The sequence below is a fragment of the Jeotgalibacillus haloalkalitolerans genome, from assembly GCF_034427455.1.
Lineage (GTDB): Bacteria > Bacillota > Bacilli > Bacillales > Jeotgalibacillaceae > Jeotgalibacillus > Jeotgalibacillus haloalkalitolerans.
Map to the genome: position 1 here is coordinate 902054 of NZ_JAXQNN010000001.1, position 13358 is coordinate 915411.

A 13358-nucleotide genomic window follows, 5' to 3' on the forward strand; every position below is an offset into this window, starting at 1 on the left:
GATTTCTTATGTTGGGAGTTGAGCAGGATGGAGAGACGTTTTCCTGATGGTTTTTGGTGGGGGGCGGCGTCTTCTGCGCCACAGAGTGAAGGTGCGCTGGCAGAGGATGGTAAGGCGCAGACTGTTTGGGATGCCTGGTTCGAAAGGGAAGCGGATCGTTTTTTTGATCATAGGGGACCAGTTGATGCGGAGGGGTTTTTTTACCGGATGAAAGAGGATGTTGCTTTGATGAAGGATTGCGGATTGAATTCTTTCAGGACTTCGATTTCATGGGCAAGGCTGCTTCCGGATGGGGTGCATGTGAGCAGGAAGGCTGTGTTGTTTTACAGGGAAATGCTGCTTGAGTTGAAGCAGCAGGGCATTGAGCCGGTGGTGAATCTTTACCATTTTGATCTTCCACTCCATCTGTATGAACAGGGTGGCTGGGAGAACCGGAAGACGGTTGAGGCCTTCTCCTTTTATGCAAATACTGTATTTGAACAGCTTGGGGATCTGGCAGATTACTGGACGACGTTTAATGAGCCGATTGTGCCTGTTGAGATGGGTTATCTGAATCATTATCATTTGCCGGCTGTGTATGAGCCGGCGCGTGCGTGTCAGGCAGGTTATCATACGATGATTGCCCATGCGGAGGCGGTCAGGGTGTTCAGGAAGGTAATACCGCATGGAAAGATTGGCATGATTTTAAATCTGATGCCAAATTATCCGCGGACTGAATCGCCGGAAGATCAAGAGGCGGCTTTTTATGCTGATTTAATTTTTAACAGGAGTTTTCTTGATCCTTCTGTAAAAGGTGTCATTCCGCAAGAGTTAAAGGAACTTTTGAAAAAAGAGCAAATCAGCGTTGATATTCAGTCTGGTGATGATGAATTGATTCGTCAGGGGAAGGTGGATTTCCTTGGTGTGAATTATTATCAGCCCCGCAGAGTACAGGAGGGGGATGCATCAGCAGACAAGCTGACTGACCGATATTTTCTTCCCTACAGCTGGCCGGGAGCCCGAATTAATCCTCATCGGGGCTGGGAGATTTATGAACGGGGCTTGTATGATATTTCGATTAGAATCCGTGATGAATATTGCAATATTCCGTGGTATGTCGCTGAAAACGGCATGGGTGTGGAAGGTGAGAAGCCTGATTCTAAGAACCGCATAAACGATCAGTATAGAATCTGGTTTTATGAGGATCATTTAGCGATGCTGCATAAAGGGATCGGGGAAGGGTCTAATTGTTTTGGTTATCATGTGTGGACGTTTATTGATAATTGGTCCTGGCTGAATGCTTATAAAAACCGTTATGGGCTGGTTCATCTGGATCTGGAGAGCGGCCGCAGGATTAAAAAGGAGAGTGCAGAGTGGTTTAAGTCACTCTCTGCAAGCAATGTACTGACAGGAGGAAAGCACAATGACGTTAGTGCTCGCCGTTGATATTGGTGGATCCTTTGTAAAGTCTGCGGTGACGCGTCCTGATGGTCAACTGTATGACTTTCAAAAAGTTGCTACACCGACTTCGCTTGATGCTTTTATGCTGGTGATGGATCAGTTAGTCGATGCGAACGATATTCAGGGGATTGCCATCAGTTCTCCGGGAAGTATTGAGTCTTCAGGGCTGAATGTCGGGTATAGTGCCGTTCCATATTTATATCATGAGAACTTAAAGGTGTTGTGCGAAGGGCGTTATGGTGTGCCGGTCAGTATTGAAAATGACGGGAATTGTGCGGCGCTAGCTGAATATGAATGTGGCGCCGCTGAAGGAATAGCGTCTTTTGTCTGTATTGTGATTGGTACCGGCATCGGAGGCGGGATTGTCCATCATGGCGAGTTGCTCCGTGGTGCACATCTTCACGCGGGTGAATTTGGTTATTTGATGCTGGATATGGCAAACGGCAATACATGGAGTGAAACGGGCTCTTCGTCTGCATTGACTAAACGGGCAGGCTTTTTAAATGGAGAAGAGGTATTTAAACGTGCTGGGCATTCACCTGAAGCTGCATCAGCGCTTGAGCACTTTTTTCATACACTGGCTGCCGGTATTTTTTCGATTCAATACATTTTGGATCCGCAAAGGGTACTGCTCGGTGGAGGGATTACACAGCAGTCGGCTTTTTTAAAGGGCATCAATGAGGCAATTGAAGCGCTTTACAGACAAAAAAGTTATGCGGCGGTTAAGCCGGAGATCCGCCTTTGTCAGGCTGGCAGTCACGCTCAGCTTACAGGTGCGGTTCATCTTTGGAAAAAACAGTGGAAGGATGAAGCAGGATGTTTACAAGAATAGGCGGTTTTTTTACTGAGGCGAGTCTTTGGATCTTCAGAATGATGCAATTAAATCTCACTTGGCTGATCCATATCGTACTCGGTGGTGTGATTACAGGCTTTTTCCCTGCAACGGTTGCGCTTTTTTCGATCACGCGCAGCTGGGTGAAGGGTGATATTGATGAGCCTGTGTGGACATCTTTTCACAGGTGTTTTAAAAACAATTTTATGAAGTCAAATGCGCTTGGAGCAGTCTATGCGGCAGTAGGCGGTTTTATCTATCTGGATCTTTATCTGGCACTGCAGATGAAAGGTGCGGTCGGACTTTTTCTGACAATCCTGCTGATTGTGGTTGCTGCGTTATTTATCCTGTCACTGTTAACATTTTTCGCCTACTATGTACATTTTGAGCAGACGTATAAAGCCTATTTAATTCAGCCTTTTATCCTTACATTTATCAGCTTCCGTCAAAACCTCCTGATTGTGATCGGGCTTACGCTGATCGGCTATCTGTTAAAAGAGATGCCGGGTCTGATTCCGTTCGCTGCAGGTGTGATGCCGGCTTACTGGATTATGAAGGTTTCGATGAACCGGTATAGACAATTGAAGATTGAAATGGAGGCAGTCACATGACAAAGAAAACAGCGCATATCATTTCTCACTCGCATTGGGACAGGGAATGGTATATGTCACTTGAAGAACATCGTTATTATCTGGTTCAGCTTTTTGATGATCTGTTAACGATGCTTAAGGATGATCCTGATTATCACAGCTTTCATCTGGACGGGCAGACGATTATGGTTGATGACTATCTGCAGGTCAGACCGGATAGAAAAGAAGAGGTCGAAAAGTATATCCATGAGGGCAGACTTGTGATTGGTCCCTGGTACATTTTACAGGATGCTTTTTTGACAAGTGCTGAAGCGAATATCAGAAACCTGCTTTATGGAATGAAAACGACAAGGAAGTATGGTCAGGACGGGAATCTCGGGTATTTTCCGGATACATTCGGTGTGTATGGTCAGGCGCCTCAGATTCTGAAGCAGGCTGGTATTGATACAGCTGCATTTGGACGTGGTGTGACGCCAACAGGATTTAATAATCAGGTATTTCATGATGATTATTCCTCACCGTATTCTGAAATGACATGGGAAGCGCCGGATGGTTCACAGGTGCTTGGGATTTTATTTGCCAATTGGTATTCGAATGGCAATGAAATTCCGTCAGACGGTACAGCTGAGGCGTTTTGGGATCAGAAGCTTAGAGATGCTGAACGTTTTGCTTCAACCTCTGAATTGTTATTTATGAATGGGTGTGATCATCAGCCTGTACAAAAAGATATTACGAAGGCAATTAAAATCGCAAATGAACTGAGGCCGGAGATTGAATTCAGACATTCAAGCTTCCAGGATTATATTGCAGAAGTAAAAAAGGACCTTCCGAATCAGCTTCAGGTTGTAAAGGGAGAGCTGCGAAATCAAAAAACAGATGGCTGGAGTACGTTAGTGAATACAGCTTCTGCAAGGATTTATCTGAAGCAGGCAAATGACCGCTGTCAGACACTGCTTGAAAAAGTGATGGAACCGCTCGGGTGCTTTGCAGAGGATCAGGCGCTTCACAGTGACTTTACAGAATACTACTGGAAGCTTCTGATGGAGAATCACCCTCATGATAGTATTTGCGGATGCAGTGTTGATCATGTGCATCAGGAAATGGAGACAAGGTTTATGAAGGTGGAGACCGGTGTTCAGCGATATATAGATGAGCAGCTTAAGTCGATTGCTGAGAAGATTGATACAACTCATCAGCATCCCGGGGCGATCCCGCTTTTGATTATGAATACAGCTGCCTCCAGGGAAAAACAGGTAATCAGGAAGGTGATTCACTTACATAAGATTTATTTCAGTGAGAAGCCGTTTCAGGAAATTCCTGCTCTTCTTCAAAAAAAGTCTGCGGGCACTTTTTATGCGGAAAATGGCGAGGGGGAGAAATTTGCAACAGTTACAAAGGATAATGGGATTGTATTTGGATACGATCTTCCGGATGATGGCTTCCGGCGTCCTTACTATGCCATTGAAGCAGAGCTTACATTTGAATATGCTCCAGCGGTTGCAGCTGGTTATGAGGTTTACTATCTGATTCCTGAAGTAAATCAAACTGATCAGCGCATGCTTTTCGATCAGGATAAGCTCAAAATGGAAAATGAATTTGTAAAAGTAATGGTGCATGAAAATGGAACTTACACAATCAGTAATCAACAAACAGGTGTGAGCTATCCCGGGCTTGGTATCTATGAGGATACGGGAGATATCGGTAATGAGTATATGTTTAAGGAAACAGGAGATGGCTTCAGAGTCAGGTCTGAAAAGATGGAACAAATGAACGTCATTGAAAATAATGGACTGATTGCTTCTATTGAAATCATTCAGTCAATGAAGGTTCCGGCGCATGCTGATGACCAGCTTCAGGAGGAGCGTCAGAACCTGGTGTGGCACCCTGAGAGAAAAAGCGGTCGGAGCAATGAAATGACCAATATACAAATTAAAACAACGCTAACACTTGAAAAGCACGCAAGAGGATTGATGGTAAGCACAGTTGTTGATAACCAGGCAAAGGATCACAGGCTAAGGGTGTTGTTCCCGGCTGGTTCAAAGGAGGAATTCCATTTAGCTGACAGTGTTTTTGAAGTGAGTAAACGTCCTAACGTACCTGAAAAGGAATGGAAGAATCCTGCATTCGATCACCATATGCAGCGCTTTGTCAGCCTGAACGGGTTGACTGTGGCAGGAAAGGGTCTTCATGAGTATGAGGTCTCCGGTCAGGACACGATTGAATTAACGCTGCTCCGTTCTGTTGGAGAGCTTGGTGACTGGGGGGTATTTGAAACGCCTGAAGCACAAAGCTCAGGTGAACAGTCAGCTGAGTATATGGTGATCCCGGATTCAACGCATAAGGCATTTGATGAGGCTTATCGTTTTCCAATACCGGCGGCAGTAGCAGTAGCAGGCTGTCATAGCGGAAACAAGTCGAAGGTGTCAGCTCTTTTTGAATGGCAGGGAGAAGGATTGATTCTCACGTCCATTAAACCCCGCCTGCAGGGAGAAGGAACAGTGATCAGGTGGTTCAATCCATCTGACAACATCGTTACGCTTGAGGTTGATGTTTTAGATGAAAAAGAGATTTATCATTCGACAGTTCTTGAAAAAAAAGCAGAATTACTTGGCAGCGGACGGGTAAATATCGAGGTCAAACCATATGAAATTATGACACTGCTGGTCAGTGAGGGGGATAAGCGGAATGAATACTAAAACGGTACCTGTATCATTGCAGACCATCATAGAAAAAGTTAAGAAAGTATATCCGGAAGATCAGGCATTACAGGAAATGTTCGAGAAATGTTTTTTAAATACATGGAATACAACGCTTCAGGTTGATGACGACGGTGTCTTTGTCATCACCGGAGATATACCCGCAATGTGGCTGAGGGATTCATCTGCGCAGATCAGGCCCTATCTGATCGCAGCAGCTGAAGATCAGGAAGTGGCGGATGTCATCCGTCAGGTGATTGAAAGACAATGGATGTATATTCTTCAGGATCCTTATGCCAATGCTTTTAACAGAACAGCTTCCGGGAAAGGTCACCAGTCAGATCGGACTGATATGTCACCGTGGATCTGGGAGCGGAAATATGAAATTGACTCACTGTGCTTTCCCCTCCAGCTCACCTGGATGTACTGGAAAGCAACGGGCGATCAGTCAATATTGAATCATCAGCTTGTCAAAGTCATTCAAGCGATTATAGAAGTGTGGAAAACTGAACAGGATCACGAAAACAGCTCTCCCTATTTATTTGAGCGTGATGAGTGCAGAGTATCAGACACGCTCCTGAGGGACGGGAAAGGGGGATATTCAGTGAAAACCGGCATGACGTGGTCAGGCTTCAGACCAAGTGATGATGCCTGCCATTACGGTTATCTGATACCCGCTAATATGTTCGCTGTATCCGTGCTTGGGTATGCCGCGGAAATGCTGAACGAGATGAATGAAATGCAGCTGGCTGAAGAAGCACAGCATCTGGCAGCTGCCATACGCTCGGGAATTGAAACGCACGGTACGTTCAATCACCCTGTTTACGGAAAAATATATGCCTATGAAACAGATGGAGCAGGATCTTTTAATCTGATGGATGATGCCAATGTACCGAGCCTTCTTTCAGCACCATACCTTGGTTACACAAGTCACGACGATCCGGTTTATTTAAATACCAGAGCATTTATTTTAAGCAGGGATAATCCATATTACTATGAAGGTGATCAGGCCTCAGGAATCGGAAGTCCCCACACACCGGATCATTATATCTGGCACATTGCACTGGCGATGCAGGGGATGACCGCTGCGGATCAGGCTGAAAAGAATGTTATTTTACAGTATTTTAAACAGACACATGGAGGCACCGGATATATGCATGAAGGGTTTCATGCAGACAGTCCCGAGCGATTTACAAGAGAGTGGTTTGCATGGGCGAATTCAATGTTCAGCGAATTTGTACTGAGCACTGCCGGAATGTATGTGCCGGGCAATCCTCTTGCTGTGAAAGGGGAATAAGGATGTTTTTTACTGTTGAAAAGCTTGAAAACAGAATGCATGAGCTGGAGAGACTGAGATATAGAGAGCGTATGAATATCTCTTTATTTTCTTCATATACGCCGGATAGCGGAGCTGAAAATACTTTTCCATCAGTCTTTGATCATGGAAGTCTGAAAGTGGGAGATCATTGGTCAGGCAGAGATCATTATCTCTGGCTCAATACAGAAGTGACAATTCCTGATGACTGGAAGACAAAACGCACTGTTGCTTTTTTTGATCTGGGCAGAACCGGTGGCGGAAATAATTCCGGCTTTGAATCACTATTCTTTTTGAATGGACAGGCTTTTCAGGGCGTTGATTCAAACCACCGGGAAGTACTGCTCCCGGACAGTGTATCCGGTCAGCATCAATTCACACTCCAGCTCTGGTCAGGGCTTGAAGGTGGCGGCCAGCCATCTGTTCAGACCTATCAGTTAAAGGAAGCCTGGGTTGGCTGGCTGGATGAAAACACTGATCAGCTTTATTACATGGTACGTGCCATTCTTGAATCAGTTAAACAGCTTGATGAACATCAGGTGATTCGTTCAAAGCTTCTATCTGCTTTAAATCGAAGCAGCAGGAAAATTAACTGGCAGGCAGCAGGTGAAGAAAGGTTTTACGAATCAGTCAGTGTTGCTCTGAGCGAACTTTCAGAAGCCATCAGTGACATTCACCTGCCATCTGAGATCAGTATTCGCGCAGTCGGTCATTCCCATATTGACCTGGCGTGGCTCTGGAGAACAAAGCATACAAAGGAAAAGGCAGTCCGCACATTCCGTACAGTGCTCAGGCTGATGGAGCTTTACCCTGATTATACGTATCTGCAAAGTCAGCCTCAGCTGTATGAGTGGATCAGACAGGAGGATCCGGAACTGTTTGAAGAAATCCGCAGGAAAATCAAAGAGGGCCAGTGGGAAGTAGAAGGATCAATGTGGGTAGAGGCAGACTGCAACATTCCATCGGGTGAATCGTTTGTCAGGCAGTTACTTTATGGTAAACGGTTCTTTGAAAAAGAATTTGGTATCGTCACGAGATCCTTATGGCTGCCGGATGTTTTCGGTTACAGCTGGTCGCTGCCGCAGATTCTGAAGAAATCCGGAATCGATACGTTTATGACAACAAAGATCAGCTGGAATCAATATAACAGGATGCCGCATGACACCTTCAGATGGCGTGGAATAGACGGATCTGAAATCCTGACCCATTTTATTACAACGCCTGAACCAGGAAGACCTGAAGATTCATGGTTTTATACTTATAATGGGCTGATCTCAGGTGAAACTGTGACAGGTATCTGGAAGCAGTACCGTGATAAAGAAATTAATCAGGAGCTTTTACTGGCGTATGGATATGGAGACGGCGGAGGCGGAGTGAACCGCGATATGATTGAGATGAAACGGCATCTTGACGGAATCCCGGCTATGCCTGAAGTAAAATCCGGTAAAGCAGCTGACTATTTTACGGACCTTCATCACACAATCGATCAGGCTGATGGCTATGTACATACCTGGGACGGGGAGCTCTACCTCGAATATCACAGAGGCACCTATACAAGCCAGGCAAGAATGAAGCAGGAAAACAGGAAGCTTGAATTTGCATATAGAGAGCTTGAAATGCTGGCAGTTATGCATGCGCTTGACCATGGATTTGAGACGTATCCGGCGGCTGAAATTGAAAAAGGATGGAAGTATATTCTGCTGAATCAGTTCCACGATATTATTCCGGGATCCTCCATTCATGAGGTGTACGAGGATGCACACCGGGACTATGCGGCCGCATGGGAGCTTTTCCATATGGTTAAAAAAAGGCTGCTGACCTCTTTACTAGCAGGTGAATCAGGCTCAGCTGCAGTGCTTCATAAAAGAGAGCTGTCTAAACCTGTGTTAGTTCACCACAAGGGAGAGCTGTCTCTGATTGAACCATCAGCTGGAGCAGGTATCACAGCGCTGACACCGGTAACCCCTGTTAATTCCAATCATTTTGTAACAAGAATCGGGGAGCGTTTTGTTCAGACACCGTTTTATCATATTAAATGGAATGAAAAAGGTCAGCTCATATCGATCATTGACCTTGATGAATTGCGTGAAATGCTCGACGGGACTGGAAATGTTTTGAGGCTCTATGAAGATCGTCCGATGGCACATGATGCCTGGGATATTGACCTTTACTATATCGAAAAGTCTGAAGAAATTGATCGACTGATATCCTGTACAGTAAATGAAAGCAGTCCGTTTAAAATCGATATCATGTTTAAATGGCAGCATGATCATGCAGATATTGAGCAGACAATGGTGCTCTACACCCATACAAAGCGCATTGATTTTGAAACAAAGGTTGATTGGCGCGCGAGACAGCAGCTGCTGAAGGCTGAGTTTCCGCTGCAGATCCGTTCCACTGAAGCGATATATGATATTCAATTCGGTAACGTGAAGCGGCCCACCCATTGGAATACATCCTGGGAGATGGCACGATTTGAATCTGTCGGACATAAATGGGCTGCACTATCTGAAGTGAATTATGGGATTGGTGTACTCAACGACAGTAAGTATGGATACGGAATTAAGGATAATCTGATCTCTTTATCATTATTAAAAGGGCCGGTGTACCCTGATCCTGAAGCAGATCTTGGCATCCATCATTTCACCTATGCGCTATTTCCATTTAAAGGGTCAAATGATAAACACCAGATTGAGGAAGAGGCACTTGTATTGAATGATCCTCCTGAAGTGCTGGAAAATACGTCTGTAAATGAACACGGGTTCCTGATCCGTTCAGGGGCAGCATCAGTATTAGTTGATGCGATCAAAAAAGCAGAGGAACGCCAGTCAGTAATTGTCAGGTTTCATGAAATGGAAGGATCGCGGGTTAAAACCGCAGTTGAATCAGGATACAAAGTGATCAAATGGCGTTTTGTTAACCTGCTTGAAGAGCCTGTCAGTGACTGGAATGAGACTGGTGACATACTGCTGACCTTTAATCCGTATGAAATAAATTCGATTGAAATTGAATTCGCCTGAGGACATAATAGAAGCAGTAATAAAGGAACCTGACGGGGAGAAATTGACTCGTCAGGTTCCTTACCCTATATAAAAAGATGCCGCCGGGAGGCTTAATATGAAAGCGCTTTATAAAATCAGGCAGATTAATAAACGAATGTTTCACCGCGTATTTATTACCTACTCCGTTGTGATATTTCTGGCGATGGCAGCACTTTTTCTATTTCTATCAGAGTACTATGCAGATTTTATTATTCAGAGGGAAGTAGACCGGCAGAGTGATATTGTTGATGATTTAAAGGATGAGATCCAGGAAAAACACGACTTTGTCAGACAGGGAGTCAGACAGCTTTATCAGGAAGAGCGGCTGATTGAGGATGTTGCATTTGCGCTTCAGCATTCCTATGAAGAATATCTCAGATACCGCCTTGACCGGTTTAGTGAAAGTGACTCCTTTGTCCCTTATCATTTCGATATTTTTGTCGAAAACTATTTCTCAAGAGATGAAGAAGCGATCGCTGTACAAATCAGAAATGAGAACCTTGGAACGGAATACGTATATTTATATGACCATACGAAATGGAATCTTGAAATGGAGGATCAGCAGGAAAGACCGATCAAAGAATATGCTGATGAACCGCCACCGGGGGACATGCTGGTGATCAGTGAACAGATTAATGATCCGGTATCAATGGATCGCCTGGGTGAAATGCTTGTCTATTTCAGCTATGACAACCTTGATCGTCTGCTTTCACTGCAGGACAGCGCTGTCAGCAGCAGCTACGTCATTATGAACGAAAACAAAGACATCTTTTATCAAAACGGTCAGGATACAGAGATTTTAATTGAGGAGGTTGGATTTCAGGCTGTTGAAACTCAAATCAGACCGGATGATACATATTATCTGCAGTCTTCAATTGATCCGGTATCAGGACTGATGGTTGCCTCGCTCGTACCGGAAGCGGGGATGGCACAGTTATTCACTTACCGGACAACAATTTTGCTGATCATTTCTCTATTAACTTTTCTTGCAATCGGTCTGCCTTACTGGACTCTCAGAAGCTATTCGCACAGGGTGGATCTGATTCTTTCAAAAATGAGAGAGGTGCAAAGCGGTCAGCTGGATGCAAGAATTGAGAAAACCAGACATCAGGATGATCTGTCAGTGATCTCGGATACATTTAATGAAACGCTGGATGAATTAAACGATTACATTCATAAGGTTTATTTCTCGCGACTAAAACAAAAAGAGGCCGAACTGGCGAATCTTCAGGCACAGATTAATCCGCACTTTTTATATAACACCCTGGAAGCGATCAGAATGAAATCCTTAAAAGAGGGTGCCAGAACCTCCTCTAAAATGATTGTTCAGCTGGCAAAGCTTTTCAGGTATTCGCTGAAATCTGAAGAGCTGGTTTCTGTGGAAAATGAATGTAACCATGCACGGGAATATATTAATTTGTTTAAAGCCCGTTTTGAAAATCTCCTGCATGCTGATTTTACAATTGAAGCAGGACTTTCAGAGAAAAAAATGCCGCCATTTATCCTGCAGCCTTTGATAGAAAATTATTTAATTCACGGGTTTGACCCCGGGAAGACAGATAACCGGCTGAGTGTTGATATAAAAAGTGAGGAGCAGTATCTGCGTATCATGATTTGTGATAATGGAAAAGGAATCAGTGCTGAGAAACTCCGGGAAATTCATGAGCGGCTGAAGGATCAAAAAAGCTCGTCTGATTCTATTGGTCTCGGCAATGTTCATGAAAGAATTCAGCTTAAATTCGGAAAAACATACGGTGTGGAAGTGAACAGTGAGCAGGGTGTTAAAACGGTCATCCACGTTACCCTGCCGATATTGACAGGAGGGAACAGTGATGTTTAATGTCATGCTTGTAGATGATGAGCCGCTTATATTAGAAGGGCTTCAGCATATTATTGACTGGAATGAGCTTGGTTTCAGGATTGCTGCAACTGCTAAAGATGGTCAGGAGGGGCTTGCTCTTGCCAGTACGCTCCCGATTGATCTGATTATCACTGACATTAAAATGCCTGAAATGAATGGGCTTTCTTTATTAAAGGAACTGAACCAGCAGCATTATCCTGCAAAATCTATTGTGTTGTCCGGCTTTCAGGAATTCGATCTCATCAAAGAAGGCCTCATGCTTGGTATTGAAAACTACCTCACAAAACCGGTAGATGACGATGAGCTGATTGCTTCATTAAAAATTGTCAGAGAAAAACTTGAGCGTTCAATGCTTGAAGAAGAGTCTCGCTTAACACTGCGTGATCACGCAATCATCAGATGGTTAACCGGAAAGATGAAGCAGGAGGAATTCGATGAACGACTGACGCTTTATTCTTCTGAACTTGTTACATTGCCTGCTGTTGCGGGGCTTTTGAAAATGGACTTTTCAGATCGTGAGGAAGGGTATCTATATCAGCTGCAGCATAAGATAGAATCCCGGACTAACGCTACTGCTGTCGTTACACCATCAGCAGATTTGCTTTTACTGATCAGGGAAAATGATCTGACTGATGAGTTTACATCAATTGTGGAAGACCTTCTTGCGAAAACGGAATATGTGCTGGTTTTCAGCCGGTTGCTTACAGCAAGAAGCGAATTTCAAGAGGTTTTCAGAGAAATGGAAATGACCAGTGAGTTAACCATGCTCACCCCCTCACACCGGGAGCCGGAAACTTTAACTGTGATTTCAACAGTATCATCACATGACCCGCAATTTAATATCAGACCGGAATGGCTTGAAATGCTTGCTGACAGGAAAGCTGATGAAGTGACCAGACTGCTGGGCCAAAAGCTTGCTGAGACGAACCAGGGACACTTGCTGCCGGTAACGAAAGGCTTTCTGCTGGAGCTATTCTTCAGTGTGAAGAACAAATTTATGATTTCTATGGATTATCGTGATTATGTTCAATTGATTCATAGAATCATGTTTTTTGAACATATCAATGAAGCAAATCAGCTTTTAAAAGACATTATTGATATGGTCCATCCGGAAAACCCGGATCAGGAAAAAAAGAGTATTGTCATTCAGCGCGTTCTTCATTACATTCACGAAAGCTATCATGAGGACATGTCGCTTAAAACGCTTGGCCATCAATTCCATATCAATCCAATATACCTCGGCCAGCTTTTTCAAAAAGAGGTCGGCGCCGTCTTCACGAAGTACTTAAATCAAATCAGGATATCAAAAGCTAAGGCTTTACTGCTTAATTCAAGCGAAAAAGCGGGAATGATCGGTAAAAAGGTAGGGTACACAGATGCAACTTACTTTTACAAACAGTTTAAAAAATATGAAGGGGTGACACCTTCAGAGTGGAGAAAGAGGCAGACATAAAAAAGAGGCGGGGCAAACCGTCTCTTTTTTATGTACTTCTATCAACCTCTTTATTTTGAACAGTAAAACTATAAAAACTCAACTTTCTGATATGTAAGGGTTTTCATATACTTTAATTAGAAACATTCAG

8 protein-coding genes are annotated in these 13358 nt (G+C 44.1%); all 8 read left to right on the forward strand.

All coding sequences use genetic code 11. The annotated features are described in order from the left end of the window. Positions 1-27: 27 nt before the first annotated feature. The 8 genes from UFB30_RS04200 to UFB30_RS04235 all read left to right on the forward strand — a co-directional run bounded on the left by UFB30_RS04200 (position 28) and on the right by UFB30_RS04235 (position 13228). Positions 28-1425 carry a glycoside hydrolase family 1 protein gene (locus tag UFB30_RS04200; protein WP_322420422.1) on the forward strand — a complete coding sequence of 466 codons (1398 nt, stop codon included), beginning with the start codon at positions 28-30 and terminating at the stop codon, positions 1423-1425. Then, complete coding sequence (locus UFB30_RS04205) at positions 1403-2272, forward strand: ROK family protein (protein ID WP_322420423.1); 870 nt, start codon at positions 1403-1405, stop codon at positions 2270-2272. The genes UFB30_RS04200 and UFB30_RS04205 overlap by 23 nt, the downstream gene beginning before the upstream one ends. Then, positions 2257-2883 carry a YesL family protein gene (locus tag UFB30_RS04210; RefSeq protein ID WP_322420424.1) on the forward strand — a complete coding sequence of 209 codons (627 nt, stop codon included), beginning with the start codon at positions 2257-2259 and terminating at the stop codon, positions 2881-2883. Before UFB30_RS04205 ends, UFB30_RS04210 begins: the two co-directional genes overlap by 16 nt. Then, on the forward strand, positions 2880-5558 hold the full coding sequence (locus UFB30_RS04215) for an alpha-mannosidase (protein ID WP_322420425.1): 2679 nt from the start codon (positions 2880-2882) through the stop codon (positions 5556-5558). Before UFB30_RS04210 ends, UFB30_RS04215 begins: the two co-directional genes overlap by 4 nt. Continuing rightward, a complete protein-coding gene (locus tag UFB30_RS04220; protein WP_322420426.1) occupies positions 5548-6855 on the forward strand; it encodes a glycoside hydrolase family 125 protein in 1308 nt (435 codons plus the stop codon). Before UFB30_RS04215 ends, UFB30_RS04220 begins: the two co-directional genes overlap by 11 nt. Positions 6856-6857: 2 nt before the next feature. After that, positions 6858-9893, forward strand: a complete 3036-nt coding sequence (locus UFB30_RS04225; RefSeq protein WP_322420427.1) for an alpha-mannosidase — start codon at positions 6858-6860, stop codon at positions 9891-9893. Positions 9894-9990: 97 nt separating this feature from the next. Further along, complete coding sequence (locus tag UFB30_RS04230) at positions 9991-11754, forward strand: sensor histidine kinase (RefSeq protein WP_322420428.1); 1764 nt, start codon at positions 9991-9993, stop codon at positions 11752-11754. Next, positions 11747-13228, forward strand: a complete 1482-nt coding sequence (locus UFB30_RS04235) for a response regulator transcription factor (RefSeq protein WP_322420429.1) — start codon at positions 11747-11749, stop codon at positions 13226-13228. Before UFB30_RS04230 ends, UFB30_RS04235 begins: the two co-directional genes overlap by 8 nt. The last annotated feature ends 130 nt before the right edge of the window (positions 13229-13358 follow it).